This is a genomic window from Hydrogenophaga sp. PBL-H3 (assembly GCF_010104355.1).
In the GTDB taxonomy this organism is placed as follows: Bacteria; Pseudomonadota; Gammaproteobacteria; order Burkholderiales; family Burkholderiaceae_C; genus Hydrogenophaga.
The window spans coordinates 4,044,129-4,070,449 of record NZ_CP044972.1 but is presented as its reverse complement, the minus strand read 5'-3'; the positions used below and the strand labels follow the sequence as shown (position 1 = coordinate 4,070,449).

25 protein-coding genes are annotated in these 26,321 nt (G+C 67.7%); 7 read left to right on the top strand and 18 right to left on the bottom strand.

From position 1 onward, the window contains the following. Nucleotides 1–75 precede the first annotated feature (75 nt). The 3 genes from F9Z44_RS19030 to ssb all read right to left on the bottom strand — a co-directional run bounded on the left by F9Z44_RS19030 (nucleotide 76) and on the right by ssb (nucleotide 1,904). Nucleotides 76–489: a hypothetical protein gene (locus tag F9Z44_RS19030; protein WP_159608262.1), complete on the bottom strand. Its 414-nt coding sequence runs from the start codon at nucleotides 487–489 to the stop codon at nucleotides 76–78. A gap of 197 nt (nucleotides 490–686) precedes the next feature. After that, entirely contained in the window at nucleotides 687–1,346 is a 660-nt protein-coding gene (locus F9Z44_RS19025; protein ID WP_159608261.1) for a response regulator, read from the bottom strand. Nucleotides 1,347–1,409: 63 nt separating this feature from the next. Beyond that, nucleotides 1,410–1,904 (bottom strand): single-stranded DNA-binding protein, encoded by a 495-nt coding sequence (gene ssb, locus F9Z44_RS19020; protein WP_159608260.1) that lies wholly within the window; start codon nucleotides 1,902–1,904, stop codon nucleotides 1,410–1,412. A 134-nt stretch (nucleotides 1,905–2,038) separates the two neighbouring features. Between ssb and F9Z44_RS19015 the strand changes: the two genes are divergently transcribed. After that, nucleotides 2,039–3,406 carry a chloride channel protein gene (locus F9Z44_RS19015; RefSeq protein WP_159608259.1) on the top strand — a complete coding sequence of 456 codons (1,368 nt, stop codon included), beginning with the start codon at nucleotides 2,039–2,041 and terminating at the stop codon, nucleotides 3,404–3,406. Here F9Z44_RS19015 and F9Z44_RS19010 read toward each other — a convergent pair. Then, nucleotides 3,403–4,569: an MFS transporter gene (locus F9Z44_RS19010; protein WP_159608258.1), complete on the bottom strand. Its 1,167-nt coding sequence runs from the start codon at nucleotides 4,567–4,569 to the stop codon at nucleotides 3,403–3,405. The genes F9Z44_RS19015 and F9Z44_RS19010 overlap by 4 nt on opposite strands. A gap of 294 nt (nucleotides 4,570–4,863) precedes the next feature. Between F9Z44_RS19010 and uvrA the strand changes: the two genes are divergently transcribed. Continuing rightward, entirely contained in the window at nucleotides 4,864–7,872 is a 3,009-nt protein-coding gene (gene uvrA / locus F9Z44_RS19005; protein WP_442907298.1) for an excinuclease ABC subunit UvrA, read from the top strand. Nucleotides 7,873–7,876: 4 nt separating this feature from the next. Here uvrA and F9Z44_RS19000 read toward each other — a convergent pair whose 3' ends face one another. Both F9Z44_RS19000 and F9Z44_RS18995 read right to left on the bottom strand, forming a co-directional pair. Further along, complete coding sequence (locus F9Z44_RS19000; RefSeq protein ID WP_159608256.1) at nucleotides 7,877–8,701, bottom strand: MipA/OmpV family protein; 825 nt, start codon at nucleotides 8,699–8,701, stop codon at nucleotides 7,877–7,879. Nucleotides 8,702–8,711: 10 nt separating this feature from the next. Then, entirely contained in the window at nucleotides 8,712–9,263 is a 552-nt protein-coding gene (locus F9Z44_RS18995) for a hypothetical protein (RefSeq protein WP_159608255.1), read from the bottom strand. Between the two features lie 167 nt (nucleotides 9,264–9,430). On the opposite strand from F9Z44_RS18995, the gene F9Z44_RS18990 reads away from it, so the two are divergent. Next, complete coding sequence (locus F9Z44_RS18990; RefSeq protein ID WP_159608254.1) at nucleotides 9,431–11,005, top strand: CYTH and CHAD domain-containing protein; 1,575 nt, start codon at nucleotides 9,431–9,433, stop codon at nucleotides 11,003–11,005. Nucleotides 11,006–11,017: 12 nt separating this feature from the next. Here F9Z44_RS18990 and F9Z44_RS18985 read toward each other — a convergent pair whose 3' ends face one another. The 3 genes from F9Z44_RS18985 to pyrF are packed head-to-tail and all read right to left on the bottom strand — an operon-like array spanning nucleotide 11,018 to nucleotide 13,196. Further along, the gene (locus tag F9Z44_RS18985; RefSeq protein WP_159608253.1) at nucleotides 11,018–11,635 is read right to left on the bottom strand and encodes a glutathione S-transferase family protein; all 618 of its coding nucleotides are present in this window, start codon (nucleotides 11,633–11,635) and stop codon (nucleotides 11,018–11,020) included. Continuing rightward, nucleotides 11,632–12,345 (bottom strand): glutathione S-transferase family protein, encoded by a 714-nt coding sequence (locus F9Z44_RS18980; protein ID WP_159608252.1) that lies wholly within the window; start codon nucleotides 12,343–12,345, stop codon nucleotides 11,632–11,634. Before F9Z44_RS18980 ends, F9Z44_RS18985 begins: the two co-directional genes overlap by 4 nt. Next, nucleotides 12,342–13,196 (bottom strand): orotidine-5'-phosphate decarboxylase, encoded by an 855-nt coding sequence (gene pyrF / locus F9Z44_RS18975; protein ID WP_159608251.1) that lies wholly within the window; start codon nucleotides 13,194–13,196, stop codon nucleotides 12,342–12,344. Before pyrF ends, F9Z44_RS18980 begins: the two co-directional genes overlap by 4 nt. Before the next feature lie 76 nt (nucleotides 13,197–13,272). Here pyrF and F9Z44_RS18970 point away from each other — a divergent pair, with 76 nt between their 5' ends. Beyond that, nucleotides 13,273–14,184 carry a DMT family transporter gene (locus F9Z44_RS18970; protein ID WP_159608250.1) on the top strand — a complete coding sequence of 304 codons (912 nt, stop codon included), beginning with the start codon at nucleotides 13,273–13,275 and terminating at the stop codon, nucleotides 14,182–14,184. Between the two features lie 103 nt (nucleotides 14,185–14,287). Here F9Z44_RS18970 and F9Z44_RS18965 read toward each other — a convergent pair whose 3' ends face one another. From F9Z44_RS18965 to tsaB, 3 genes are all read right to left on the bottom strand, one after another. After that, entirely contained in the window at nucleotides 14,288–15,031 is a 744-nt protein-coding gene (locus F9Z44_RS18965; protein ID WP_442907297.1) for a uracil-DNA glycosylase, read from the bottom strand. Nucleotides 15,032–15,096: 65 nt separating this feature from the next. Beyond that, nucleotides 15,097–15,594, bottom strand: a complete 498-nt coding sequence (gene rimI / locus F9Z44_RS18960; RefSeq protein WP_236574397.1) for a ribosomal protein S18-alanine N-acetyltransferase — start codon at nucleotides 15,592–15,594, stop codon at nucleotides 15,097–15,099. Between the two features lie 137 nt (nucleotides 15,595–15,731). Next, entirely contained in the window at nucleotides 15,732–16,496 is a 765-nt protein-coding gene (tsaB, locus tag F9Z44_RS18955; RefSeq protein WP_159608810.1) for a tRNA (adenosine(37)-N6)-threonylcarbamoyltransferase complex dimerization subunit type 1 TsaB, read from the bottom strand. 121 nt (nucleotides 16,497–16,617) lie between these two features. Here tsaB and dacB point away from each other — a divergent pair, with 121 nt between their 5' ends. After that, on the top strand, nucleotides 16,618–18,126 hold the full coding sequence (gene dacB, locus F9Z44_RS18950) for a D-alanyl-D-alanine carboxypeptidase/D-alanyl-D-alanine endopeptidase (RefSeq protein ID WP_236574189.1): 1,509 nt from the start codon (nucleotides 16,618–16,620) through the stop codon (nucleotides 18,124–18,126). Between the two features lie 50 nt (nucleotides 18,127–18,176). Then, the gene (locus F9Z44_RS18945) at nucleotides 18,177–18,446 is read left to right on the top strand and encodes a SemiSWEET transporter (RefSeq protein ID WP_159608247.1); all 270 of its coding nucleotides are present in this window, start codon (nucleotides 18,177–18,179) and stop codon (nucleotides 18,444–18,446) included. A gap of 12 nt (nucleotides 18,447–18,458) precedes the next feature. Here F9Z44_RS18945 and F9Z44_RS18940 read toward each other — a convergent pair whose 3' ends face one another. The 3 genes from F9Z44_RS18940 to purE are packed head-to-tail and all read right to left on the bottom strand — an operon-like array spanning nucleotide 18,459 to nucleotide 21,217. Continuing rightward, nucleotides 18,459–19,466 (bottom strand): L-threonylcarbamoyladenylate synthase, encoded by a 1,008-nt coding sequence (locus F9Z44_RS18940; RefSeq protein WP_442907296.1) that lies wholly within the window; start codon nucleotides 19,464–19,466, stop codon nucleotides 18,459–18,461. A 13-nt stretch (nucleotides 19,467–19,479) separates the two neighbouring features. Next, nucleotides 19,480–20,718, bottom strand: coding sequence for a 5-(carboxyamino)imidazole ribonucleotide synthase (locus F9Z44_RS18935; RefSeq protein ID WP_159608245.1), 1,239 nt, complete (start codon nucleotides 20,716–20,718; stop codon nucleotides 19,480–19,482). A gap of 10 nt (nucleotides 20,719–20,728) precedes the next feature. After that, nucleotides 20,729–21,217 (bottom strand): 5-(carboxyamino)imidazole ribonucleotide mutase, encoded by a 489-nt coding sequence (gene purE / locus F9Z44_RS18930; protein ID WP_159608244.1) that lies wholly within the window; start codon nucleotides 21,215–21,217, stop codon nucleotides 20,729–20,731. Between the two features lie 146 nt (nucleotides 21,218–21,363). Here purE and trxA point away from each other — a divergent pair, with 146 nt between their 5' ends. Then, the gene (gene trxA, locus F9Z44_RS18925) at nucleotides 21,364–22,272 is read left to right on the top strand and encodes a thioredoxin (RefSeq protein ID WP_159608243.1); all 909 of its coding nucleotides are present in this window, start codon (nucleotides 21,364–21,366) and stop codon (nucleotides 22,270–22,272) included. Between the two features lie 139 nt (nucleotides 22,273–22,411). Here the strand turns inward: trxA and F9Z44_RS18920 are convergent, their stop codons facing one another. The 3 genes from F9Z44_RS18920 to F9Z44_RS18910 form a co-directional block, all read right to left on the bottom strand. Further along, nucleotides 22,412–23,320, bottom strand: a complete 909-nt coding sequence (locus F9Z44_RS18920) for a phosphoribosylaminoimidazolesuccinocarboxamide synthase (protein WP_159608242.1) — start codon at nucleotides 23,318–23,320, stop codon at nucleotides 22,412–22,414. Nucleotides 23,321–23,428: 108 nt separating this feature from the next. Then, nucleotides 23,429–24,436 carry a tripartite tricarboxylate transporter substrate binding protein gene (locus tag F9Z44_RS18915; protein ID WP_159608241.1) on the bottom strand — a complete coding sequence of 336 codons (1,008 nt, stop codon included), beginning with the start codon at nucleotides 24,434–24,436 and terminating at the stop codon, nucleotides 23,429–23,431. Nucleotides 24,437–24,500: 64 nt separating this feature from the next. Beyond that, the gene (locus F9Z44_RS18910; RefSeq protein WP_159608240.1) at nucleotides 24,501–26,189 is read right to left on the bottom strand and encodes a long-chain fatty acid--CoA ligase; all 1,689 of its coding nucleotides are present in this window, start codon (nucleotides 26,187–26,189) and stop codon (nucleotides 24,501–24,503) included. Nucleotides 26,190–26,321: the final 132 nt, after the last annotated feature.

The following is a 26,321-nucleotide window of genomic DNA, read 5'->3' as shown; positions in this document are numbered from 1 at the left end:
CGTTGATCCCATCAAGACAAAGGGCCTTGCTGCGCAGCAGCAAGGCCCTTGATGCGCACGGATGGCGCAATACGCTCAATGCACCGTGACCAGCGGCGTGTTCACATCGGCAGGTGATCTGAACCACAGACCGGCAAAGGCGCTGTAACGCACCATCGAACTCTGACGCACGCGCCGGTCGATCTTCTTTTCGATCACGGGCATCTTGGCGAGCATGTCCACCACGCTGGCGTCCCAGCGAACCACCTTGACGAATGCCGCATAGACCTCCAGGCCAGCGGGGTTCAGACCGACCGATCGCACCATGATGCGGATCTGGTCGGGGCCGAGTCCCAACATCTGAAAGCAGTCCTTGATCATGTCCTGGTAATCATCCGAGATTGAGGAGGGTGTGACTTCGGAGTCGATCTCGTCGGTCGCTGGCAGCTTGACCTCGGTCTTCAAGCCCAGGTGTTTGATGACCTCTTGCGTCAGTGCATGAATCCCCATGATGTGCCTCGCGTGTCTGGTGTTGGTTTGGTGTCCGAAGATGCGTTCACCATGGGATGAAGTATCTGCTTCGGATACCCCTACCCCCAATAATGCATGAGCACTATTTTGCGAATAATGGGTCGATTTCCCCTTGGTATGCAAGACTTCCGGCTTCCTCCGGAAGCGCGGGGGTACGGGGGGATGTACCTGGGGGTTCAGAGGTTGTTGTCGAGGTCGGGCGCTTCTGCCAGTCCCGATTGCATGGCGTAGGCCGCAATCTCCGCGCCGTTGTGCAGGCCCAGCTTGAGCATCACGTTCTGACGGTGCTTGCGCGCGGTGAGCACACTGATGTGCAAGGCATCGGCAATCTCCTGATTGCTGCCGCCCTTGGCGATCATGCGAACGATCTGTTGTTCGCGCTGCGTCAAGGATTGCGAGAGTCCAAATCCGCCGGGGCGCGCGTTGGTGGTGCTGTCCAGGCCCTTCGACACCTGCTGGCTCACGTATTGACGACCTGAGAGCACCGCCTGAATGGCGTCAAGCAGTTCAGACCCCTGCTCGTGCTTGAGAACAAAGCCATCCGCCCCCGCGGCAAACGCATTGGCCACCGAGCCAGGGTAGACGTTGCCGGTGACGATCAACACCTTGGTCTTGGGCGCAACCTTCTTCACCTTGCGAGCCACTTCGATGCCCGAACTGTCACTCAAGGCAAGATCCAGCAGGAGCAGATCGGGCTTGTGAAAGGCCACAAGCATCTCGACTTCGCTGCCCAGCGCGGTCTCGGCCACGAGATCAAATCCGCCTGTGGCCGACAACAACATGTTGATGCCTTGGCGGACCAGCGCATGATCTTCTGCAACGACAACTTTGACCATAGTGGGCATCAGTTAGAGGAAGAAACACCACGCCGTGTGTTCACGGCGCGGGCCTGGGCTGCTTCAGAAGGGAATGTCGTCGTCCATGTCGTCGAAACCGCTGGACTGGCGCGCTGGCGCTGCGGCAGGTGCCTGGCGCGCGGCCGGTGCCGGCGCGCGGGGCGCGGCGGGCGGGCGGGAGTAGCCGCCACCGCTGCCACTGTCCTCGGCTCCACCCATGCCTTCACGGCCGCCGAGCAGCTGCAGTTCGGTGGCGACAATGTCGACGGTGTTTTTCTCGACGCCCGCCTGGTCGGTGTACTTGCCGTACTTGAGGCGGCCTTCCACGTAGATCGGGCGTCCTTTCTTGACGTATTCACCAGCGATCTCGGCCAGCCGGTCGTAGAAGGTGACGCGGTGCCATTGGGTGTCTTCGATCATCTCGCCGCTGTTCTTGTCCTTGCGGCGGCTGGAGGTGGCCACGCTCACGTTGGCCACGGCCTGGCCCGAGGGGAGGTAGCGGATCTCGGGGTCGCGGCCGCAGTTGCCGACGAGGATGACTTTGTTGACGGATGCCATGGTTGATGTCCTGTAGAGAGTGGGGCGGTCCGCGCGGGCCGGCCCGAAAAACGGTCAGTCATTGTGCCGCAACTGACCGCCAGCGTTCGGGGCAAAGCGAAGCGATACCCCCCCAGGGCCTACACTCGCGCCCCATGAAAGGCGAACCGGATTTCCTGCAGAACCTGCGCGACGAAATGGGTGGCGGCAGGCAGTGGCTGGACCGGGCCGTGGTAATTGCCTACGCCGTGCTGGCCGGCCTGGCGGTGGTGGGATTCACGCTGCTGGCAGACGCTGCCATTGATTTGTACGGTCGCATGCGAAGTGCTTGGTGGTGGGCGCCACTGGTCTGGACGCCGGCCCTGACCGCGTTGATCGTCTGGACCATCCGGCGCTGGGCACCCGGCTCGGTGGGATCGGGTGTGCCCCAGGTGCTCACGGCGCTGGCGCCCGAAACCCCGCTGAGTGAGCGCTCGCGCTTCGTCTCGCTCAAGCTGAGTGTGGTCAAGGTGTTCGGGGTGTCGGGGGGACTTCTGGCCGGCCTGTCGGTTGGTCGGCAAGGGCCTTCGGTGCAGGTGGCCGCGGGTGTCATGCTGCACGCCCGGCGATGGCTGTCGCCCGCCTCGGGCATCAGCGACCGGGAATTGCTGGTGGCCGGAGGTGCCGCCGGCATTGCTGCGGCCTTCAACACACCGCTGGGCGGGATCGTGTTTGCCATCGAAGAACTCTCGCGCCGCCTGCAGGACCGCAGCAGCGGCCTGATGCTGGCGGCCATCGTGGTGGCCGGCCTGGTGGCGGTCTCGGCCTTTGGCAACCTGTCCTATTTCGGACGCGTGCGGGCGGACGCCGTCTCGTGGTGGGGTTTGCTGGCGCCGGGTGCGCTGGTGGCATTGGCCTGTGGTTTGCTGGGTGGTCTGCTCTCGCGCTTGATGCTGGCCTCGTTCACGGGGCTGCCCGATCGGTTCTGCGCCTACCGGCGCAAGCGTCCGGTCGCATTTGCCGCGGCCTGCGGTCTGGTGGTGGCGGTGATTGCGGTGGTCAGCGATGGGGCGGCCGTGGGCGTGGGCCACGCGCACACGAAGGCGCTTCTGGACCAGGTTGCAGACCCCGGCGCCGCGCATCAGCCGCTGGTGTTCACGGGCTTGAAGTTCGTGGCGTCTTGGCTGTCGGCCTGGGCCGGTGTGCCGGGCGGCGTTTTCGGGCCGAGCCTGTCGCTGGGCGCCGGCGTGGGGGCCGACGTGGCCTGGCTGCTCAACTCACCCCACGGCGCTGCACTGATCGCGCTGGGCATGTGCGGGTTTCTGGCCGCCGTGACGCAGACGCCCATCACGGCGATGATCATTGTGATGGAGATGACCGACGGCCACAGCATGGTGCTCAGCCTCATGGCCTGCGCGCTGCTGGCCAGCATGGTGTCGCGCATGATCAGCCGCCCGCTCTACAGCACCATGTCGTTGCTGATGATGAGGTCGTTGCGCGATCGCACCGACCCGGGTCCAAAACCCGAACCGCTGGGGCGTTAGGAACGCCGGGCTGGCCGCATCGGCCAGGCCAGCGCCATCCACAGCAACATCAGGCTGGCGCTCACCAAAAAGATTCCGGTGCTGCCCCAGGCCCTGATGACCAGACCGCCGAGGCTGCCGCCAGCAAAGATGCCCAGCGACATCAGCGTGTTGTAGACGCCCAGCGCCGCCCCGCGCTGGCGTGGCTCGGCCAGGCGCGACACCAGGCTGGGCTGGCTGGCCTCTTGCGTGTTGAAGCCCACGAAATACACACACAGCAGCGCGCCCACCGCCCACAACGAGGGTGACTGCAGGTTGAGCCAGAACCCGATCTGGGCCAGCACGATCAGCGCGATGGAACCCAGGTAGACCTGACGGAAGTAGCCCATGCGCTCCAGCCGGAACAGCAATCCACCCATGACCAGCAAGGACGCCAGCACCGCAGGCAGGTACACCTTCCACTGCTCGGCGCTGGCCAGACCCGCCTCCAGCAGCAAGGCCGGCACCGACATCCACATGGCGATCTGCACCGCGTGCAGCACGAACACGCCCAGGTCCACGCGCAGCAGCTCTTTGTCGCCCAGCACCTCGCGCAGGCCGCCCCGGTTCTGCGCGTGTTGCACCGGTGGCTCGGGGGGGACCACCCAGGCCACCACCGCCATGCCAATGGCGGCCAGCAGCGCTGTGAGCGCAAACAGGCCCGCCAGGCCAATGAGGGGCACCAGCAGCGGCGCCAGCACCAGCGACAGCGCGAACATGAGCGCGATGCTGATGCCGACCAGGGCCATGGATTTGGTGCGCACCTCGTCGCGCGTGAGGTCGGCCAGCAAGGCGGTGACGGCGGCCGAGATGGCGCCGGAGCCCTGCAGCGCACGGCCGATCACCAGCCAGACCATGCTGGGCGCCCAGGCGGCGATCAGGCTGCCGACCACGAACAGCGCCAAACCGGCCTGGATCACCGGTTTGCGGCCCAGCCGGTCGGAGGCGATGCCAAACGGCACCTGCAGCAGGGCCTGGGTGAGGCCGTAAATTCCCATGGCCAGGCCGACCAGCGCAGGATCGTCGCCACCGGGATAGGTGTGGGCCTGCAGCACGAACACCGGCAGCACGAGGAACAGGCCCAGCATGCGCAGGGCATAGATCGACGCCAGAGCACCGCTGGTGCGCCGCTCGGTCGGCGTCATGCGCGCGGCCGCCTGTGAAGCGGGGGTATCGGAAGGGGCTGTGCTGAGGGAGGACAAGGCGGCGCCGGGCAAAGCTCATATTGTGCTTGATGGGCCTGCGCGCGCCGGGCAACCCGGCGCGAAAACCCGGGGCGGCTTATCATGCCGGGTTGCCCTGAACACACCCACCGCGCCTTGAACCAGAACCTGCCCCCGGCCCTGAACCTGCCGAGTTTGCCCGGCGCCCATATTCCGGAGACTGTGCCGGTGGAGCCCGACGAACAAGCGCTGTTGAACCGCATCAGTGGTGCGCATCTGCGCCACGCCAGCCCGTTTTTGTCGGTGCGCGGCGCCCGCACGCACAACCTCAAGAACATCGACCTCGACATCCCCAAGCACTCGCTGGTGGTCATCACCGGGTTGTCGGGTTCGGGAAAATCGAGCCTGGCGTTTGACACCTTGTACGCCGAAGGCCAGCGCCGCTACGTGGAAAGCCTCTCGGCCTATGCGCGGCAGTTCCTGCAGCTCATGGACAAGCCCGACGTGGACCTGATCGAAGGCCTGTCGCCGGCGATCGCCATCGAGCAAAAGGCGACGTCCCACAACCCGCGCTCCACCGTGGGCACGGTGACCGAGATCCACGATTACCTGCGCCTGCTGTTCGCCCGGGCCGGCACACCGCACTGCCCCGACCACGACCTGCCGCTGGCCGCGCAAAGCGTGGCGCAGATGGTGGACGCGGTGCTGTCCCTGCCCGAGGGCACGCGCCTGATGATCCTGGCCCCCGTGGCGCGAGAGAAGAAGGGCGAGTTCACCGAGCTGTTTGCCGACATGCAGACACAGGGCTATGTGCGCTTTCGCATCAACCAGACCGTGCTGGACTTCGACGCCCTGCCGGCACTGAAGAAAACCGAGAAGCACAACATCGACGTCGTGATCGACCGCATCAAGGTGCGAACCGATGGTGAAGAAGAAGGCGTGAACCCGCTTCGGCAGCGGCTGGCGGAGAGTTTTGAGGCCGCTTTGCGACTGGCCGACGGCCGGGCGCTGGCGGTGGACATGGACAACGGCGCGGAAACTGCCTTCTCGGCCAAGTTCGCCTGCCCGCTGTGCAGCTACACGGTGGGTGAACTGGAGCCGCGCCTGTTCTCGTTCAACTCGCCCATGGGCGCCTGCCCCACCTGCGACGGCCTGGGCCACACCGAGTTCTTCGACCCGGCGCGTGTTGTCGCGTTTCCCACGCTGAGCCTGGCCAGCGGCGCCATCAAGGGCTGGGACCGGCGCAACGGCTACTACTTCGCCATGATCGAGAGCCTGGCCGCGCACTACAAGTTCGACGCCGAAGGCGCGTGGGACGCGATCAGCGCGCAGGTACAGCAGGCCCTGCTCTACGGCTCGGGCGAAGAAGACATCAAGTTCAGCTACGCGCTCGAATCGGGCGAACGCGCGGGCAAGAAGATCAGCAAGAAGCACCCCTTCGAGGGCATCATCCGCAACTTCGAACGCCGCTACCGCGAGACCGACAGCGCGGCCGTGCGCGAAGAGCTGGCCCGATACCGCGCGGTGCAGCCTTGCCCTGACTGTGGCGGTGCGCGCCTGCGCCGCGAAGCGCGCCATGTGTTCGTGGGCGAAGGCGAGCACAAACAGCCCATCTACAAGATCAGCCACGTCACGCTCGGCGATGCGCTGGCTTATTTCCAGAAGCTGGAGTTGCGCGGCACCAAGGGTGACATCGCCGCGCGCGTGATCAATGAAATCCGCCAGCGCCTGAAGTTCCTGAACGACGTGGGTCTGAACTACCTGAGCCTGGACCGCAGCGCCGACACGCTCTCCGGTGGGGAGGCCCAGCGCATCCGCCTGGCCAGCCAGATCGGCAGTGGCCTGACCGGCGTGATGTACGTGCTCGACGAGCCCAGCATCGGCCTGCACCAGCGCGACAACGACCGCCTGATCGCCACGCTGCAGCACCTGCGCGATCTGGGCAACACCGTGCTGGTGGTCGAGCACGACGAAGACATGATCCGCACCGCCGACCACGTGATCGACATGGGCCCAGGTGCTGGCGTGCACGGGGGAAGTGTGATGGCGCAGGGCACCTGCGCGGCCGTCATGGCCACGCCGGGTTCGCTCACCGGCCAGTACCTCAGCGGTGCGCGCAGCATTGCGGTGCCGGCGCGGCGCACGCCGTGGTTGCCGGTGGTCAAGAGCGCTGCTGCGGCCAAGACAGCCGCCTTCAAGCCGCGCTTCGCCCCCAGCCCCGCCGCCGAACGCCGCGCCGCGCGCGAGGCTGCGCACCAGGCCACGCTGGGCGAACTGCAGGAGATCCGCGTGGTCAACGCCACCGGCCACAACCTCAAGGGCGTGAGCGTGGCGTTTCCGGTGGGGCTGCTCACCTGCGTCACCGGTGTCTCCGGCTCCGGCAAATCCACCCTGGTCAACGACACGCTCTACGCCGCCGTGGCGCGCACGCTCTACCGCTCGCACGACGAACCCGCCGAGCACGAGGCCATTGAAGGCATCGAACATTTCGACAAGGTCATCAACGTCGACCAAAGCCCCATCGGCCGCACGCCGCGCAGCAACCCGGCCACCTACACCGGTCTCTTCACCGGCATCCGCGAACTCATGGCCGAGGTGCCCACTGCGCGTGAGCGCGGCTACGGCCCGGGCCGCTTCAGCTTCAACGTGGCCGGCGGCCGCTGCGAAGCCTGCCAGGGCGACGGCGTGGTGAAGGTCGAGATGCACTTCTTGCCTGATGTGTACGTGCCCTGCGAAGTCTGCAGCGGTCAGCGCTACAACCGCGAAACGCTGGACGTGCAATACAAGGGACGGAACATCGCGCAGATCCTGGACATGACCGTGGAGCAGGCGCACACCTTCTTCACCGCCGTGCCCACGCTGCACCGCAAGCTGCAGACGCTGATGGACGTGGGCCTGACCTACATCCAGCTCGGCCAGAGCGCGACCACGCTCTCGGGCGGCGAGGCGCAACGCGTCAAGCTCGCGCTGGAGCTCAGCAAGCGCGACACCGGCCGCACGCTCTACATCCTGGACGAACCCACCACCGGCCTGCACTTCGCCGACATCGAACTGCTGCTTCAGGTGCTGCACCAGCTGCGCGACGCGGGCAACACCATCGTCGTGATCGAGCACAACCTCGACGTCATCAAGACCGCCGACTGGGTGATCGACATGGGGCCGGAAGGTGGTTCAGGTGGCGGCACGGTGGTGGCGCAAGGCACGCCCGAGACCATTGCGGCGCACGCGGGCAGCCACACCGGGCACTACCTCCAGCGCCTGCTGACGCTGCCTCAAGCCGCGTGAAGCGTCAGTCGTTGCGGTAGGCCAGGCCCACCGAGGCACCCAGGGTGGTGGTGCGGGTGGCGAGCGGGCTGCGCGCCACGGCACCTTGCAGCTGTGACACGTTCAAGCCGCCATAGGCCACCCAGCGCTTGTTGAGCGCGGAGGTGATGCGCCAACCCAGCGAGACGGTGTCAAAGCCCGCGCCCAGGTCGTGGGCCTGCAGGCCCGTGGCCGCAGCTGCGGCGGGCGCGATGCCGTAGTGCGTTTGCCGGAAGGTGCGGTTGGCCCAGCCTGTGCCGATGGAGAGGTCCCAGTGCGTCTGTGGCGAGATGGGGTGGCGGTAATTCAAGCCCGAATCCAGGCGCAGGCCGCCGCCGCGGCCGAGCAGGTCTTGCGATGCGCGCAGCGATGCGCTCCAGCGCGGGCTGAGCGTGACGCCAGCGGTGAAGCGCCCGCGCAGCGTGTCACGGACCCGGGGCAGACCGTCGTACACCGGGTCACCGCGCCAGGAGCGGCCCTCGTCAATGGCCAACGACGTGCTCAGGGAAACCAGGTCGCTGCGCGTGAGCACGGTGCTCACGCCGCTGTCCACCGACTCGCGGCCTTGCGCCAGCAAGGCGCTGGCGCCCGAGGTGGCGAAGCGGAAGCGCCCGAGCTGGAAAGCCCAGATCGGGCGCAGGCTCAGGCGTTGGTCGCTGGTGCCGAAGGGGTCGCGCCCGCTGGAGAGCGAGGCACCGAGCAGGTAGTCCCGGCTGGCTTCGAGGGCCACCGGCTCGGCAGCGCCCGCCGCACCCGACAGCGCCCAGGCCAGCGTGGCCACCGCCTGGATGCCGACCCGGGAGCCTCGCATGGGCGAATGCTCAGAAGCGGCTCAGGTCTTCGATGGCATCGACCACCATGCTGGTGCCCACGGCAATCAGCAGGATGTCGGCCGCCACGCGCACGTATTTGTAGCCCGACGGTGGCACGCCCAGGCGGATCGACACGTCGGCAGGCACCGGGTAATAGACCACGTCGGACGGCAGGCGGTAGCCCTTGCGCCACTTCTTGGCCTGTCCGGGCGGCAGGCAGCCGTTGTTTTTCTTGGCCAGGCCGGGCGGGCAGTTGCCGGCGCGGAATTGCGGCTCGTAGTAATCGCGGGCCGCCACGCGCTGGTTGTCCTGGAAGTAGCCACCGATGTTGATCTGCACGGCGACGTTGCTGGAGGAGCGGTCGCCCGATCCTTGCTGGGTGTAGCGCGGCTGGTCGTCGCGATCGCGTTTACCGCCGCCCTTGCCGCCCTGTTTCTCCCATTTGTCGTGTTTGCCGCCGCCGGCGTGGTCGGGCTTTTCGGCCAGCGCGGGGGAGGCGGCAATGGCCATCACCAGGCTCAGGCCAGCGAAGGCCCATACGGATCTGGACGGATTTTTCATGGTGCAGGTCTCTTGTGTTGTGAGGTCTGGAACAGTCTACTTCGTTGCCTTGCCGCACGACCAGTTACATCTGCTCGGCCGTCGCGGCGCTGGCGCCGGTCATCGACCCGCCGACCGGGTGGCAGACTCGAACCCTCCGCCACTCGCTTTTTTTACCGGGTACTTCCTTGTCTCAAGAAACCGAACTCAAGCTCGACGTGCATCCGCACGACCTGCCCGGCCTGTTGGCGCACCCGCTGCTCAAGGCCGTGGTGCCCCGGCGCGAGCGCCTGTACAACACCTATTTCGACACCTCCACCCTCGCGTTGCGCGCGCAGCGCATGGCCGTGCGCGAGCGCCGTGTGGGCCGCCAGACGCTGCTGACGGTGAAGACCGCCGGGCAGTCGGTGGGGGGCTTGTCGCAGCGCGGTGAGTGGGAGGCGCCCAGCCGACCGGGCGCTTTCGATTTCGCCAGCCTCGTCGAGGACGCAGCCCTGGCCGAACAACTGGCCAGCGTGGCCTGGCAACTGGTGCCGGTGTTTCGCACCGACTTCACCCGGCGCAGCTGGGTGCTGCAGCACGGGCCCGCGCGGGTCGAGGTGGCGTTGGACCAGGGGTTCATCGCCACCGGCAATGCGCAAGGCAACCACCGCCAGCCCATCCTCGAGCTGGAGCTCGAACTGCTTGACGGCCCGGTGGACGCCCTGCTCGATCTTGCCCACACGCTGGCGCTGGGTCCCCGCGGGCAGGCATCGAGCGCATTGCGTTTGCTGCCAGCCAACCGCAGCAAGGCCGAGCGCGGCTACGCGTTGTTCATGGGGGAGCGGCTGCAGCCGGTGAGAGCGTCGGCGCTGCAGTTGCAGGCGGGCATGCACCCGGTGCAGGCTTTCCGCGCGGCGGCCTTGAGCTGTCTCACTCACTTGCAGGCCAACGAGGCCGGGGTGCTGCATCCCGGCCTGGAGGGCACGCTGCCCGATCCCGAATTCGTGCACCAGGCGCGGGTTGCGCTGCGGCGCCTGCGCACCGGCTTGCGCATCTTTCGCGCACACCTGCCCCGGCGTTTCGCCGCGCACTGGGCCGGTGAATGGAAGGCGCTGACCAACCAGCTGGGCGACGCGCGCAACTGGGACGTGTTCGCCACCGAGTGGTTGCCCGAACTGATGGCCAACGACCCAGGTTCGACCGGGATGGCCGACACCTCGGCGCAGGCGCTGCTGGACTGGGTGCAGGACCAACGGCGAGCGGCCTGGCGTCGCGCGGCCGATGCGCTGGGCAGCCGCGAACACGCGCTGCGCCTGTTGGCTTTCACCCGCGCGGTGCTGTGCCTGCAGCCGGCGGACCGGTCAGCGGGTGACGCCGACACTGGCCATGGGCTGGCGGATTGGGCGCAAGCCACCTTGCGCGAGCGCCATGCCACCTTGCGGGTGCAAGCTCGCGCGGCGCGGCGCATGGGCCCCGAGGGCCGGCACGCCTTGCGCATTGCCTTGAAGAAGTTGCGCTACGCACAGGAGTTTCTGGCCAGCGTGCTGCCCCCGAAGCGCGTGGCGCGCAGCACGGCGGTGCTGGCTGAAGCCCAGGCCTTGCTGGGCCAGCTCAACGACCTCGCCGTTGCACACACCCTGCTCGCCTCGGCGCCGCCGGGACCGGTGTCGGCGCGGGTGGTGGGTTGGCAGCAGGCCCTGCAAGCCCGGCTGGAGGCCGGTCTGAGCGGGTTGCCCGCCATGGAGCGCTCGCTGGAAGAGACCCCCACGCCCTGGGGCTGAGGGGCCGGGCTCTCAGGCGCCGGCGCTGGGCCGAGCGGCCACCTTGTCGCGCCAGGCCTGCAACGCATGCAGGCCCGCATCGGCGGGCTTGAAGCGCATCAGCTTGCCGAATTCCACCGTGCAGAACGCGGTGATGTCGGCGATGGTGAAGCGGTCACCGGCCACCCAGGGCTGGCGCTGCAGCTCGCCGTCGAGCCAGACCGCCGTGTCTGTGGCCTTGGCCAGTTGCGATTGACCGAAGTCGGGAAACTGAGGCTGCTCCAGCGGGGCCAAGCCCGGGTGCGTGTGGCGGATGGCGTTGGCCAGCGGCAGCATCAGGTACCACTCCATGCGCCGGTCGGCCATCTCGATGAAGGCGCGCTCCTGCGCGTCGCGCCCCATCAGGTTGGGCTCGGGGTGCATGCCCTCCAGCCAGGTGCAGATGGCGCGGGTTTCGGTGAGCACGCGGCCGTCGTCGAGCTCCAGCGCGGGCACGCGGGCCAGCGGGCTCTTGGCGAGGTAGGCGGCCTGTTTGTGCTCTTGCGCATTCAGGTCGATGTTGACGAGCTCCAGGCCGGTGATGTTCTTCTCGACGAGGAACATCTGCACCCGCCGGGGATTGGGTGCGCGGGGCGCCACAAACAGCTTCATGGGGCATGGCCCTTCAGGCTCTGGCCCATTTCCACCATGCGGCGGGCTTCTTCGGCGAAGCGCTGGGCACCGGCGTCCCCGTCGCGCGTGAGGTCCACCTTGGACGCCGGGCGCTCGATGCCGCGCTGCACCGCCGGGCGTGCGCGGATCGCATCGCGCCATCGCACCAGGTGCGGCAGGTCGTCCACATCCACGCCCGACCACCGGTGCGTGCGCACCCAGGCCCAGTTGGCGATGTCCGCGATGGAGTAGTCGCCGGCCAGGAATTCATGGTCTTTCAGGCGCTCGTCGAGCACGCGGAACAGGCGCTTGCTCTCGCCCTGGTAGCGGTCAATCACCGACGGGATCTTCTCGGGGAAGTAGCGAAAGAACACGTTGGCCTGGCCCATCATCGGCCCGATGCCACCCATCTGGAACATCAGCCACTGCATCACCAGCGAGCGGCCGCGCACATCGGTGGGCATCAACTGGCCGGTCTTCTCGGCCAGGTAGACCAGGCAGGCGCCGGACTCGAACACCGCAAAGCCGTCGAGTTCGTGGTCGACGATGGCCGGTATGCGACCGTTGGGGTTGATCGTCAGGAAGGCCGGTGTCTTCTGCTCGTTCTTCGAGAGGTCGAGCACCTTCAACGTGTAGGGCAGCCCGAGTTCTTCGAGCGCGATGGACACCTTGTGTCCGTTGGGCGTGGCCGCCGTGTACAGGTCGATCATGCGGACCTCGGTGAGCTGGCAGCCGCCTGCAGTTCGTCGCGGGTCTGGAGCGCCACGCGCCTGGCCGCTGCGGCGAAGTCGTCACCGGCAGAGGCATACAGGATGGCGCGCGACGAGTTCACGATGATCGGCCCGGTGGTCGTGTCGCCCTGCACCCGCAGACCCGCGCGCACGGTGGCCACGGCGTCACCGCCCTGTGCGCCCACGCCGGGAATCAGCAGCGGCAGGGTGGGTGCAATGGACCGCACGCGCTCGATTTCGGTCGGGTAGGTGGCGCCTACCACCAGGCCCAGCTGGCCGTTGAGGTTCCAGGGGCCCTGGGCCAGCCGCGCGACGTGTTCGTAGAGCAGGGGCTCACCGTCGATGGACGCCAGGCGCTGGTTCTGCAGGTCGTCGCCGCCCGGGTTGGAGGTGCGGCACAGCAAAAACGCACCCTTGCCGTGGTACTGCAGGTAGGGCTGCACCGAGTCGAAGCCCATGAAGGGCGAGAGCGTCACAGCGTCGGCGCCGTAGCGCTCGAAGGCCTCGATGGCGTACTGCTGCGCCGTGCTGCCGATGTCACCGCGCTTGGCGTCCAGGATCGTCGGAACGTGCGGCGCGGTGCGGCGCATGTGCTCCATGAGGCGCTCGAGCTGGTCTTCGGCACGGTGGGCGGCGAAGTAGGCGATCTGGGGCTTGAAGGCGATGGCCGTGTCGGCCGTGGCGTCGACGATGGCCGCGCAGAAATCAAAGATGCGGCTGGCGTCGCCCTGGAGCTTCGAGGGGAAGCGCGCGGGGTCCGGGTCGAGGCCCACGCAGAGCAGGGAGCGGTTCTGGCGCTCGGCGCCGCGCAGCATGTCGAGAAAAGTCATGAGGGGATTTTAGGTGCGCGCCTGGTGTGCTGGCCGCATGGCGTACCGGGGAGGGTTCCCACTAAGATCGCCACCCATGCAAGCCCTCTCGCGCCAACAACTCGTCCTACTGGTTCTTTTGACCCTGGTGTGGGGCATCAACTGGCCCATCATGAAACTCGGCGTGACCGGTTTTCCGGCGCTCACCTTCCGCACCATCAGCATGTGGATCGGCTTGCCGGTGCTGGGCCTGGTGCTGGTGTGGCGGCGCGTGCCGTTTCGCATCGGGCGCGAACACTGGCGCGAACTGGCCGTGCTCACGGTCTTCAACATGCTGGTCTGGCACACGCTGGCGGTGCTGGCCATCCAGACCTTGTCCAGCGGCCGTGCAGCCATTCTGGGCTACACCATGCCGGTGTTTTCGGCCATCGTCGGAGCCTGGTGGTTCGGGCAGCGGCTGGGTGCGCGTGCCTGGGGCGGCGTGTGTGCCGCGGCGCTGGGCGTGATGCTGTTGCTGTGGCACGAACTCACCCAGCTCACCGGCAAACCGCTGGGCGTGGCCATGATGCTCATCGCCGCGGCCGCCTGGGCACTGGGCACGCAGATGCTGCGCCGGACCACCTTGCCCCAGCCCACACTGGCCATCTCGTTCTGGATGACGCTCGTCACCACGCTGTGGATGACGGCCGCCGCCGTGTTGTTCGAGAGAGCGGCCTGGGTGGCGCCCACGCCTGCGATCTGGGGCGCGATCGTCTACAACGCGCTGGGTGTGTTCGCCTTTGCGCAGGTGGCCTGGCTCATGATGGCGCGCGACCTGCCGCCAGTGGCGTCCACGCTGTCGGTGATGTTCATTCCGGTGCTGGGCGTGTTCAGCGGCGCCTGGTGGCTGAACGAGGTGTTGCACTGGCAGGACTGGGCTGCCGTGGCATTGATCATGTTGGCCATTGCAAGTGTGCTGTTGCCCCCACGCGCCGCCGCTGCGCGGGTCGCTGCCCCCCGAGGGGGCTGATCCGGCTTGGGGCGGCCCTGCGCCGGACCCGTTGCCCCCACGCGCCACCGCTGCGCGGGTCGCTGCCCCTCGAGGGGGCTGATCCGGCTTGGGGCGGCCCCGATCAGCCTGGCAACTGCGCCATCGCCAGACACAGGTCGGCCCAGGCCTTGCCCTTGTCGGTGGGCGTGCGCAGCAAATAGGCCGGGTGGTAGGTCACGATCACGGGCACGCCTTCGTAGTGGTGCATCTGCCCGCGAAGGCGGCCGATGGGCTCGTTTGTCTTGAGCAGGGCCTGCACGGCGAAGCGGCCCATGGCCACGATCACCTTGGGTTTCACCAGCGCCACCTGGCGCGCCAGGTACGGCTCGCACCGGGCGACTTCGTCGGGCTGCGGGTTGCGGTTGGCGGGCGGGCGGCACTTGAGCACGTTGGCAATGAAGGCGCCCTGTGCGCCAGTGCCGGTGCGGCTGCGGCCCACGGCCTTGAGCATGTTGTCGAGCAACTGGCCGGCGGCACCCACGAAGGGTTCGCCCCGCAGGTCTTCGTTCTCGCCCGGGGCTTCGCCCACCACCATCCAGTCGGCGTGTTCGTCGCCCACGCCAAACACGGTGTTGGTGCGGCCCTGGCACAAACCGCAGGCCTGGCACCCGGCCACGGCTTCGCGCAGGGCGGGCCAGTCCAGCGTGGCCACAGGGCTGACCGGTCTTGCAGCTTCTGGCGGGGTTGTTCGTGCGACGGCGGGTTGGGCGACGGGCGCAGGCGCGGCCGGTGGAGTGGCCAACGCCGCGATGGATGGAGCGGCCGGGGTTGCCGTGCTCTGCAGGGTCACCGCTTGCGTTTTGGGCGCCCACACCCGCACGCCCATTTCGGCCAGCATGGCGCGCTGGCGCGCATCGAGTTCGGGCACGAACGAGGTGTCGGGCGCTTCGCTCACCGGAGGGCCTCCACCGCAGCCGACGCGACCAGATTGAGGCTCATCACCACCGCGTCTTCGCGCTGGAAGTGACCCGCCGGGTAATAGCCCTTGCGCAAGCCCACCTGCGCAAAGCCGTAGCGTTCGTACAGTGCGCGCGCGGGTGCATTGCTCTTGCGCACTTCCAGCCACAGCCATTGCGCGCCTTGCCCGCGCGAACACAGGACCAGCGCGTCGAGCATGAAGCGCGCCCAGCCCTGACGCTGGTGTGTGGTTGCCACGGTGATGTTGAGCAGGTGCACTTCATCCACACCGGGCATGGCCACCATATAGCCCAGCAAGACACGGCCATCGGCGCGCGGTGGACTCACCATGTCGCCCGGCAGGGGCTGGGACAGCAGCAGGATGGCCGGGTAGCCTGCCTTGAGCGAGTCGTGAAAGTGCCGGCGCGACCAGGGGTGGGCGTAGGCCTGCGATTCCACGGCGTGCACCGCGTCCAGGTCGGATTCGAGCATCGGTTCGAACGCGATCTGCCGCTCGGGGCAGGATGCCGTGCGAGATCTCACCAGTGGCTGGGTGGGGGCGGGCCAGAGACCGCTGGCCCAGGCGGGCAGCACGGCTTTCACCGCCGCGTCGGCATGGGTCGGTGAGGTCATGCGCGGGCCTCCGTGGCCAGGCGGATGCGTTCGCGCTCCGCCGTGGTCTGGGCCACCTTGTCCCGCACATACAGGGGCAATGCGTCTTGCGCAGCAACGGTGTGGCCTGCGGCGATCAGACCTGGCGCCAGGCGCAGCAGCGCAGTGGCCGAGGGCAGGGCTGGCAGGCGCTGGCCCGCCAGTGTGGCCAGCGCGGCCGAGTCGAACACGTTGCCGGTGAGCAGCCGCTCGCCCGGGGCCAGGTCTTGCAGGTAGGCCTGCAGGTCGGCCGGGGTGCACAGGCGGGGTGGTGCCAGCGGCACCAGGCCTGCAGGGCCGGCGGCGTGGCAGGCGTACGGCGCCACGTAGATCTCGCCCATGCGGGCATCGAGCAGCGCCACGATCGCCCCCGGCACCGCCTTCCCCGAGTCCACCAGTGCTTGCCGGGCTTCCTCGGCCAGGGCCAGCAGCGTGTCCACCGGCAGCACTGGCAAGCCTGCCGTGCGGGTGAGGCCTTGCACGCCGTAGGCCAGGCCCTGAGCCACCGAGCAGGCGGTGCGCAAGCCGGTGAACGAGCCCGGTCCGCGCCCGAACACCACCGCTGTCAGCGTGTCCAGCGACCAGCCCGCATCGTTCAGCACGCTGCGCACCATGGGCAGCAGCGAGCCCGAGGCCTGGGCGCCGCCGGGGCCGCTGCGCTGCCACAGCGGCGCACCGGGCTCACCCGAACCCAGAGCCACAGAGAGCGCGTCGGTGCTGGTTTCAATGGCCAACAGGCGCAGGGAGGGCGGGGGTGCAATGGGCATCGCAGGATTATCGGCCAGGGTGCCGACCGTCTGGCCGGTGGTCCCCCGGCCCACAGGCGCTCGCCGGGGCCGGGGGTCGCGTTTCATAATGAAATGCATGTCTCTATCCCGCTCCCTGTTCGCCCTGTTGATCCCGGCCCTGCTGACGCTGCCGGCCTGCGCCCAGTTGCCGGGCGACTACGGTGCCCTGCCGCCCACCGTGGTGGCCGCCCTCAAGCGCGCGCAGGTGCCGCCCGGTGCGCTGTCGGCGCTGGTGGTGTCGGTCGACAGCAAGGCCGAAGAGCGCTTGCGTTTTCGCGCCAGCGTGCCGGTGAACCCGGCCTCGGTGATGAAGCTGGTGACCACCTACGCCGCCATCGACCTGCTGGGCGCCGACTACACCTGGAACACCCGCTTCTACACCGACGGCACGATTGACCAGGGTGTGCTGCGCGGCAACCTGTATGTGCGTGGTGACGGCGATCCGAAGTTCGTGCTCGAACGCATCCAGGGCGCTTTCTTTGCGCTGCAGGACAAGGGTGTGCGCGTGGTGCTGGGCGACATCGTGCTCGACCACAGCGCGTTCGAGATCGCCGCTGCCGATCCGGGTGCCTTCGACGGCGAATCCCTGCGTCCGTACAACGCCACGCCCGATGCGCTGCTGGTCAATTTCAAGTCGGTCGTGCTGACCTTCCAGCCTGACGGCGCCAACGGCGTGGCGCGCGTGATCAGCGAGCCGCCCATGGCGGGGCTTGCGATCGACGCCACGGTGCCGCTGGCGCGCGTGGGCACCGGTTGCGGTGACTGGCGCGGCGGACTGCAGGCGCGTTTTGACGACGCCAACAGCATCCGCTTCGAGGGCCGCTACCCGCAGAGTTGTGGTGAGCTCAAATGGCCCGTGGCGTACCAGGACCCGACCAGCTACGCGGCGCGTGCCATGGAGGGTCTGTGGCGCGCCAGCGGCGGCGCCATCACCGGCCATGCCCGAACGGGTGTCACCCCCCTGGGCGCGGCGCTGTTGCACGAAGCCCCGTCGTTGCCGCTCTCGGACATCATCACCGACGTGAACCAGTGGAGCAACAACGTGATGGCCCAGCAGGTGTTCCTCACGCTCGGTCGACTCACACCCACGCCGGCGCCTCAGCCGGTGATGTCCCAGGGCTCCGTGACCGACCGACTCGTGCCCATGCGCCCGGCGCGTTTCGAGCGTTCGCGCGAGGTGCTCGAAAACTGGTGGAGGCGCACCTTCGGCATCCGCAGCGCGGTGCCGGTGATGGACAACGGCTCGGGGCTGTCGCGCGAAGAACGCATCACGCCCGAGGCCCTGGCCAACCTGCTGCGCCACGCCAGCCGCCACCCGCAGGGCGAGCGCTTCGCCAGTTCCCTGTCGATCGCCGGCGTGAACGGCACCGCCGCCCGCATGGCCCGCGCGCCTGGCAGTGCTGCACGCGGTAACGCGCTGCTCAAAACCGGCACGCTCAGGGACGTGACGGGCATTGCCGGCTATGTGAACGCGGTCAATGGCGCGCGTTACGTGGTGGTGGGCTTCGTGAACCACCCCAACGCGCCCGCCGCCCGGCCGGCGCTGGAGGCACTGGTGGAGTGGACCGCGTCACTCCCCGACTGAATGCCGCGTCACCGAAGCTGCATGCCGGCCCGGTCCGTATCATTGAGCCCATGCAACTCGGCGAATTCATCGGCTTTTGCGCCGCTTTCCTCACCACGGCCAGCTTCATCCCGCAAGCCTGGCTCACCTTCAAGTCCCGCGACGTGAGCGGCATTTCCCTGGGCATGTACAGCGCTTTCACGCTCGGCGTGGCGCTCTGGCTGGTCTACGGCCTGACCCTGGGGGCATGGCCGGTGGTGGTGGCCAACACGATCACGCTGGCGCTGGCCCTGTCGATCCTGGTGATGAAGTTGCGCTACGGGCGCAAACGGCGCCACTGAGGTTTCCCGTCCTCAGGCGGCGGCACGCGTCAGGCGGTCGCGCACGCCGTCCCAGGCCGCGTCGGCGGGTGGCGTTTCCACCCAAATCAGGCGCGCACCCGTGGCATCCAGCTCGCGCAGCACGGCAAACAGTTCCTGAGCGCTGCGAGCGGCATCCAGGGGCATGCGGCGCACGGTCACGCCACGCGCGGCCTTGACCGGTGTGCGGGCGTACACCGCGATGTGCCTCGCATCCGATCCCAGCAAGTCCAGCGCGGTCTGCAAGGGTTGGGCGTCCATCAGCCGCACCTTGGCGCGCGGTGCGTAGTGCGATTCGAGCGTGCCCGAGGCGCGCGGCGCGGTCTCGTCGCGCTCGCGCAGCGGTTGCTGGCACACCGCCTCGATCTGCGCGGTGGTGACCATGCCGGGGCGCAGCAGCACCGGGTGCGCGCGCGTGGCGTCGACGATGGTGGACTCGATACCCACCGGGCAGGCACCCCCGTCGAGGATGAGCAGATCGTCATCCGCCAGCGCGGTGAATTCTTCAAAAACGTGGGCGGCGGTGGTCGGGCTCACGCGGCCGAATCGGTTGGCGCTGGGCGCGGCCACGCCGCTCACGCCGCGCGCGGCGGCGGCCGTGAGCAGCGCTTGTGCCACCGGGTGGGCCGGGCAGCGCAGGCCCACCGAGTCCTGACCGCCCGCCGCCACGGCGGCCACACCTTGTCGGCGCGGCAGGATGAGCGTGAGCGGGCCAGGCCAGAAGGCGTTCATGAGCGCAACCGCAAAGGCGGGCACGTCGCGCGCATAGTGGTCAACCCCGGTGCGCCAGCCTTGTGCGCCGGTGCCGGGGGCCAGATGCACGATCAGCGGATGGTCGGCCGGGCGGCCTTTGGCCTCGAAGATGCGGTGCACCGCGGTGGCGTTGTCGGCGTCTGCCGCCAGGCCATACACGGTCTCGGTCGGCATGCCCACCAGCGAGCCCGCAGCCAGGCGCTCTGCCGCGTGTTCCACGGCAGATGCGTCGTCGGCACTCAGCAGCAAGGGCATGGGTGGGTCAGGCGTCCAGCGGCGGCAAGCCCAGCAGGCGCAAGACTTCGGCCGCGGTCTCGCGCACCTGCGCGACGGTGGGCGCGGTGATGTTGAGGTGACCCATCTTGCGGCCGGGGCGGGCGCTGAGCTTGCCGTAGAGATGCAGGTGGGTGCCGGGCAGGGCCAGCACCTGCGCCCAGGGTGGCGACGCACCGCGTTCACTGACGGTGGCGCGCAGGGCGTTGGGCGCAAACCAGAGGTCGCCCAGCAGGTTGACCATGATGGCCGGGCTGTGCTGGCGCGGCGTGGGCAGCGGCAGGCCGGCCAGCGTGCGCACCTGCGCTTCAAACTGAGAAATGTCGCAGGCGTTCTGCGTGTAGTGGCCGCTGTTGTGCGGGCGCGGCGCCATTTCGTTGACGATCAGGTCCACGCCACCGTCGGCCGTGTCGACCAGGAAGTACTCCACGCACAGCACGCCCACGTAGTTGAGGTGCTGGGCCAGTGCTGTCGTGCTGGCTTGCGCGCGTGCGGCCAGGGTGGCGTCCAGAGCGCCCTCGTACACCTCGGTGATGGCCAGGATGCCGTCGTGGTGCGTGTTCTTCTGCACCGGAAAGCTCACGGTGTGGCCGTCGGCACCGCGCGCCACGATCACCGAGCATTCGCCGCGCAGCGGCATGCGCTTTTCCAGCACGCACGGCACTTTTTTCAGGCTGTCCCAGGCCGCGGCGAGTTCTTCGCGGGTGCTCACGCGCACCTGCCCCTTGCCGTCGTAGCCCAGGCGCGAAGTCTTCAATATCCCTGGCAGAAGATCCGCCGGCACGGCGGCCAGGAGTTCGTCGGTGGTGATGGCGGCGTAGGGCGCGGGGAACACGCCACTGACCGGCGCGCACTGCACAAAGTGCGCCTTCTCCTTGATGCGGTCTTGCGCCACCGCCACGCAGGCGGCCGAGGGCGCCACCGGGCGGTGCGCGCCGAGCGTGACCAGCGCGGGTGCCGGCACGTTTTCAAACTCGGTGGTGATGGCCTCGCATCGCTGCATCAGCTGAGCCAGGCCCTGCTCGTCGTCATAGGGCGTCTGGATGTGGAAATGGCTGATGAGGCCGGCCGGGCTGGCGGGATCCGGGTCGAGCACGGCGGTGAAGTAGCCCATGGCCTGGGCGGCCTGCACGAACATGCGCCCGAGCTGGCCGCCGCCCATGACGCCGAGCGTGATCTGCTGGCCGGTGGGCGAGGTGCTGCCGGGAAGAATGGTCTTGAGGCTCATGGGGGTGGTGTCACAGAGGAAGGGTCATGCCGCGAGCGGCGGCGGTCTGCTGGGCGCGAAAGGCTTCGAGCTTCTCGCGCAGCGCAGGGTCTTCGTTGGCGAGCATGGCCACGGCAAACAGCGCTGCGTTGGCCGCGCCCGCCGCGCCGATGGCGAAGGTGGCCACCGGCACGCCCTTGGGCATCTGCACGATGCTGTGCAGCGAGTCCACACCGCTGAGGTGTTTGCTGGCCACCGGAACGCCGAGCACGGGCACCACTGTCTTGGCGGCCAGCATGCCCGGCAGGTGCGCCGCGCCGCCGGCGCCGGCAATGATGCATTTCATGCCTCGGCCGGCCGCGCTCTCGGCGTAGGTGAACATGTCATCGGGCATGCGGTGTGCCGAGACCACGCGGGCGTCGAAGGAAATGCCGAAATCCTGCAGGATCTGCACGGCGTGCTGCATGGTGTCCCAGTCGCTGCTGGAGCCCATGACCACGCCCACCTGGATGGGGTTCATGTTGTGCCTTTGGCCGATGCGCCCTGAAGGGGCGGTGCCCGGTGGCGCGCATGAACAGGCATGGCGCTCTCCGGTAAAGTGTCGATTTTACGGTTCACCCTCATGGCGCCAGCCGCCTCGCACCGCTTCCCCTTCAGACCCTCCCCATGATCAACGTCACCATCGCCAATTTTGAAGCCGAGGTCATCGAAGCTTCGCACCACACGCCCGTGCTGGTCGACTTCTGGGCCCCCTGGTGCGGCCCGTGCAAGGTGATCGGCCCGCTGCTGGAGAAAGTCGAGGCCGCCTACGCCGGGCGCTTCAAGCTGGTCAAGATCGACTCCGACCAGGAGCAGCAACTCGCCGCCGCCTTCGGTATCCGCAGCATCCCCACCTGCGTGTTGCTCATGAACGGCCAGCCGGTCGACGGTTTCATGGGCGCACTGCCCGAAGGCCAGATCAAGGAATTCCTCGACAAGCACCTGCCCGCCGCCAACGAGCTGGAAGCGGTGGCTGATGAAGAGGCGGCGCAGGACGCCATCGCCGAAGGCGACCTGGAAGGTGCGCTGGAGAAGCTGCAGGAGGCCGTGAAAACCGACCCGAACAACGACGATGCGCGCTTCGATCTGATCAAGCTCCTGCTGGAGCTGGGCCTGGACGACGACGCCAAGGTGGCGTTTGCGCCCGTGATCGCCAAGGCCGCTGGCGTGCGCCGGCTCGATTCGCTGCAGCGCTGGATGGCCGCGCGCGACGCGCAGGCCGAGGTGGCCGACCCGCAGGCCCGCGCTGCCGAGTTGCAGGCCGCCATTGCCACCAACAAACGCGACTTTGCATCGCGCTTTGCACTCGCCCAGTTGCTCATGGCGCACAGCCAGTGGGTGCCCGCCATGGACGAACTGCTGGAGATTTTGATGCGCGACAAGGCCTGGAGCGAAGACCTGGCACGCAAGACCTTCATTGCGATCCTCGACATCATCGAGCCACCCAAAGCGAAGGTGGCCGAAGGCCAAGTCCCGCCGCAAGACCCGACGGTGGCGACGTACCGGCGCCGCCTTTCTTCAGTTGTCTTGAGCTGAGGCAACCCCGTTCGTCCCAGGCTCCCCTCTCTCCGTTCGCCCTGAGCCTGTCGAAGGGCTCACCCGCGCACGGTGGCGTGGAAGGGCTTCGACAAGCTCAGCCCGAATAGGGGTTAGCCCAGCCCGAATGGGCGCGGGTTCAGCCCATCAAGCGGGTCAAGGCTTCCTGGTATTTCGCGGCCGTCTTCTCGATCACCTCTTTGGGCAGGCGCGGCGCTGGCGGTGTCTTGTCCCAGGGCTTGCCGCCCACCTGCGCGGTTTCCAGCCAGTCGCGCAGGAACTGCTTGTCGTAGCTCGGCGGGTTCTGGCCCACCACATAACTCTCGGCCGGCCAGTAGCGCGAGCTGTCGGGTGTGAGCACCTCGTCCATGAGCACCAGTTTCCCGGCCTTGTCCAGGCCGAACTCGAACTTGGTGTCGGCAATGATGATGCCCTTCTGGAGCGCCATCTCGGCCGCGGCTTTGTAGAGCGCGATCGACACGTCGCGGATCTGCGCGGCGAGTTCGGGGCCGATCATGGCCACGGTTTGTTCAAACGTGATGTTCTCGTCGTGCTCGCCCATCTCGGCCTTGGCCGCAGGCGTGTAGATCGGCTCGGGCAGTTTTGAGGCGTTTTGCAAACCGGCGGGCAGTTTCACGCCACACACCGCCTGGTTGTCCTGGTATTCCTTCCAGCCGCTGCCGGCGAGGTACCCGCGCACCACGGCTTCGACCGGGATGGGTTTGAGGCGCTGCACCAGCATCGACCGGCCGATGACCTGCGGCGCCTCGGCTGCAGACACCACGCTCTCGGGCGCGTCACCCGTGAGGTGGATCGGGCAGATGTTCAGGCCCTTGGGGCCGAGCTTGTCGAACCAGAACAGCGAGAGCTTGGTGAGCAGCTCGCCCTTGCCGGGAATCGGCTCGCCCATGATCACGTCGAAGGCGCTGATGCGGTCGCTGGCCACCATCAGGATGCGGTCGTCGCCCACGGCGTAGTTGTCGCGCACCTTGCCGCGCGCCAGCAGGGGCAGGGAGGTGAGGGCCGAGGTGTGCAGGGCAGAGGTCATGATCGGATCGGGGGAAAAGCAGGACAAGAAAAAAGCCCGTTGAACAGCCAACGGGCTTTGAACCATTCCGGGGGATTATCGCAAGTTGAGAACCCCGTGGGTGGCGCCTTATTTCGCGGCCAGTCCCAGGCGCTCGATCAGCGTCTTGTCCTTGGCGTAGGTCGTGGCTGCCCATTGCCGGTACTCGTCACCGTTGCGGTACCACATGGCCTGGTTGAGCTGGGCCAGCACCTCCTGGTGCTTGGGTTCGTCCATGGCCTTCTTGAATGCGTCGTGCAGCGTCTTCATGATGGCCGGGTCCATGCCCTTGGGGCCCACCAGGCCGTAGGGCGAGGTCGACACCACGTTGTAACCCAGGTCCTGCGCGGTGGGCACGTCGGGCCAGCGTTTGGTGCGCTGTTCGCCAAAGGTCACCAGCAAGCGCATCTCGCCGCTGTCGACGAACTTGTCCCAGCCGGTGGCGTCGCTCTGGGCCATCACGTGGCCACCCAACAGGGCGGACTGCAGGTCGGCGTTGCCCTTGAACGGCACGTGGATGAACTGCACCTTGGCGTTGTCAGCAACCTCTTCCATGAGCAGGTGCGGGCTGCTGCCGGTGCCGGTGGAGCCGTAGTTGATCGTGCCGGGCTGCTTGCGCGCGGCCTCCACATAGTCCTTGAAGGTCTTGTAGGGCGAGTCGGCCTTCACCGTGAGGCCGAAGGTGTAACCCGAGACGCCGATGATGTAGCTGAAGTCGGTCAGCGGGTTCCAGTTGGTCTTCTGCATGTGCGGCATGCGCAGCATGCCCAGCGGGAACTGGGCGATGGTGTAACCGTCGGGCTTGGCGGTTTGCGCCATGGTGCTCGGGCCAAGAGTGCCGCCGGCACCAGGCTTGTTCTCGATCACGATGGGTTGCCCCAGGTGCTTGGAGGCGAGTTCGGCCAGGGTGCGCAGGTGGCGGTCGGTGGAGCCACCGGCTGGCCACGGGATGATGAGCGTGACCGGGCGGCTGGGGTAGGCCTGGGCTTGTGCGTTGGCCACGCTCCAGGGCGCGACGCCGGCCGCGGCTGTGGCGGTGACCGCGGCGAGCAGCAGCGCGCGGCGGCTGGACAGGGGTGTGGACGGTGTGTTGTTCATGCTTGTCTCCTTCGGGGAAATGCCTGTTGGGCGGTGGTTGCGGCGCATTGCGCCGCGCGGGTGCTCAAGGGGGAGGGGGGGTGGCGTCGCGTGCGGCCTGCTGTTCCTGCAGTTCGCGCCACATCACCTTGCCGCTGCCCGAGCGGGGCAGCGCCTCCACGAATTCCACGACGCGCGGGCTTTTGTAGGCGGCCATGTGGCCGTGCGCCCAGTCGATCACGTCCTGCTCGCTCACCTGTCCGCGGTGTTCGGGTCGCAGCACCACGAGGGCCTTGACGCTCTCGCCGCGGCGCGCATCGCGCACGCCGATCACGCAGGCCTCCTGGATGGCGGGGTGGTGGTACATGAGCGCTTCCACCTCGGCGGGCCAGACCTTGTAGCCGCTCGCGTTGATCATGCGTTTCAAGCGGTCGGTCATGAAGAAGTAGCCGTCTTCGTCCACGTGGCCGAGGTCGCCGGTGCGCAGGAAGCGTTGACCGTCGATGGTGACGAACACGTCTTGCGTGGCCTGCGGGTTGCGCCAGTAGCCCTGCATGATTTGCGGGCCGTGCACCACGATCTCACCGGTTTCGCCAACGGGCAGCCTGGCCAGGGTGTCGGGGTCGACCACGCGCGCGTCCACGTCGAACACCGGCAGGCCCAGGCACTGGCGCTTGGGTCGGTGGGTGGGGTTGATGTGGGTGGCGGCCATGGTTTCTGACATGCCGTAACCCTCGATGTAATCCTGGCCGGTGAGGGCTTTGAGACGCGCGGCCAGCGCCTCGGGCATGGCCGCACCGCCGCCGCGCACGCAGCACAGGCTGGACAGGTCGAAACGCTCCAACTGCGGGTGCGCAAGGAAGTCGATCACCATGGTGGAGATCGCCTGCCACATGGTGACGCGGTAGCGCTGCATGCAGATGGCGGCGGTTTCGCGGTCCCAGCGCGCGAGCACCACGATGGTCGCGCCCACGTACAGCGGTCCGTTCAAGCTGCCCGTGAGGCCGGTGACATGAAAGAACGGCAGCACCGAGAGGCAGACCGCGTCGGTCGAGGTGCCGAACCAGCGCACGCCGCCCACCAGCGTGCTCATCACGCTGCGGTGGGTGTGCATGCAGCCCTTGGGCAGGCCGGTGGTGCCCGAGGTGTAGGGCATGGCGCAGAGGTCGTCGGGGCCGGTGGTGAGCGGCCCGGGGTTCCGTTCAGCTGTGATCGCGTCGGACCAGGCCACCAGACCGGGTTCGGTCAACGGCTGGCGCGGCGCAGCCACGAAGTCGGGCACCGGCAGGTCGGTGGGCGTGCGCAGGTGGTCGCTGTAGGTGGCCACGATCCCGTGGCGCAGCCCCTCACCTTCGGGTGTCAGCAAGGGGAGCACCTGCGGCAGCAGGTCTTGCGCCACGAAGGCCACCTGCGCGCCGCTGTCGCTGACGCAGTGGCGAAGCTCCTCCGTGCGGTTCATCGGGTTCACCGGCACCACCACCGCACCCGCTCGCAGGATGGCGTAAAACGCCAGCGCCCACTGAGGGCTGTTCTGCATGCACAGCAGCACGCGGTCGCCCGGCTGCACGCCGCAGACCTGCTGCAGGTGGCCGGCGATGTGCTCGGTCTCGCGCAGGAAGGCAGCAAAGGTCAGCACCGAGTCGTAGAACACGATGAAGGGTTTGTCGGGGTAGCGTCGGGCCGACACCTCCAGGTTGTAGAAGACGTGCGTCTGCGGCAGCGTGAGGTGCTGCGGCAGGCCTGGTGGCCAGTGGGCCGGGTGGGGGGACGTCATGCGGGCGGTGTGTTGCGGGCTTCATCATTCCGCCAAGCGGAAAACAGATGACGCGCCAGCAATATACGGCTGTGGTCATGGCTGTGTAAATGCCGATCAGGGAAAGCGAGCATGGGAGATCTTCCAAAATCG

Coding starts and splice junctions, on each gene's coding strand:
- F9Z44_RS19030 (WP_159608262.1), bottom strand. CDS start 489: ATGGGGATTCATGCACTGACGCAAGAGGTCATCAAACACCTGGGCTTG.
- F9Z44_RS19025 (WP_159608261.1), bottom strand. CDS start 1,346: ATGGTCAAAGTTGTCGTTGCAGAAGATCATGCGCTGGTCCGCCAAGGC.
- ssb (WP_159608260.1), bottom strand. CDS start 1,904: ATGGCATCCGTCAACAAAGTCATCCTCGTCGGCAACTGCGGCCGCGAC.
- F9Z44_RS19015 (WP_159608259.1), top strand. CDS start 2,039: ATGAAAGGCGAACCGGATTTCCTGCAGAACCTGCGCGACGAAATGGGT.
- F9Z44_RS19010 (WP_159608258.1), bottom strand. CDS start 4,569: ATGACGCCGACCGAGCGGCGCACCAGCGGTGCTCTGGCGTCGATCTAT.
- F9Z44_RS19000 (WP_159608256.1), bottom strand. CDS start 8,701: ATGCGAGGCTCCCGGGTCGGCATCCAGGCGGTGGCCACGCTGGCCTGG.
- F9Z44_RS18995 (WP_159608255.1), bottom strand. CDS start 9,263: ATGAAAAATCCGTCCAGATCCGTATGGGCCTTCGCTGGCCTGAGCCTG.
- F9Z44_RS18985 (WP_159608253.1), bottom strand. CDS start 11,635: ATGAAGCTGTTTGTGGCGCCCCGCGCACCCAATCCCCGGCGGGTGCAG.
- F9Z44_RS18980 (WP_159608252.1), bottom strand. CDS start 12,345: ATGATCGACCTGTACACGGCGGCCACGCCCAACGGACACAAGGTGTCC.
- pyrF (WP_159608251.1), bottom strand. CDS start 13,196: ATGACTTTTCTCGACATGCTGCGCGGCGCCGAGCGCCAGAACCGCTCC.
- F9Z44_RS18970 (WP_159608250.1), top strand. CDS start 13,273: ATGCAAGCCCTCTCGCGCCAACAACTCGTCCTACTGGTTCTTTTGACC.
- F9Z44_RS18965 (WP_442907297.1), bottom strand. CDS start 15,031: ATGGGCGTGCGGGTGTGGGCGCCCAAAACGCAAGCGGTGACCCTGCAG.
- rimI (WP_236574397.1), bottom strand. CDS start 15,594: ATGCTCGAATCCGACCTGGACGCGGTGCACGCCGTGGAATCGCAGGCC.
- dacB (WP_236574189.1), top strand. CDS start 16,618: ATGTCTCTATCCCGCTCCCTGTTCGCCCTGTTGATCCCGGCCCTGCTG.
- F9Z44_RS18945 (WP_159608247.1), top strand. CDS start 18,177: ATGCAACTCGGCGAATTCATCGGCTTTTGCGCCGCTTTCCTCACCACG.
- F9Z44_RS18935 (WP_159608245.1), bottom strand. CDS start 20,718: ATGAGCCTCAAGACCATTCTTCCCGGCAGCACCTCGCCCACCGGCCAG.
- purE (WP_159608244.1), bottom strand. CDS start 21,217: ATGAACCCCATCCAGGTGGGCGTGGTCATGGGCTCCAGCAGCGACTGG.
- trxA (WP_159608243.1), top strand. CDS start 21,364: ATGATCAACGTCACCATCGCCAATTTTGAAGCCGAGGTCATCGAAGCT.
- F9Z44_RS18920 (WP_159608242.1), bottom strand. CDS start 23,320: ATGACCTCTGCCCTGCACACCTCGGCCCTCACCTCCCTGCCCCTGCTG.
- F9Z44_RS18915 (WP_159608241.1), bottom strand. CDS start 24,436: ATGAACAACACACCGTCCACACCCCTGTCCAGCCGCCGCGCGCTGCTG.
- F9Z44_RS18910 (WP_159608240.1), bottom strand. CDS start 26,189: ATGACGTCCCCCCACCCGGCCCACTGGCCACCAGGCCTGCCGCAGCAC.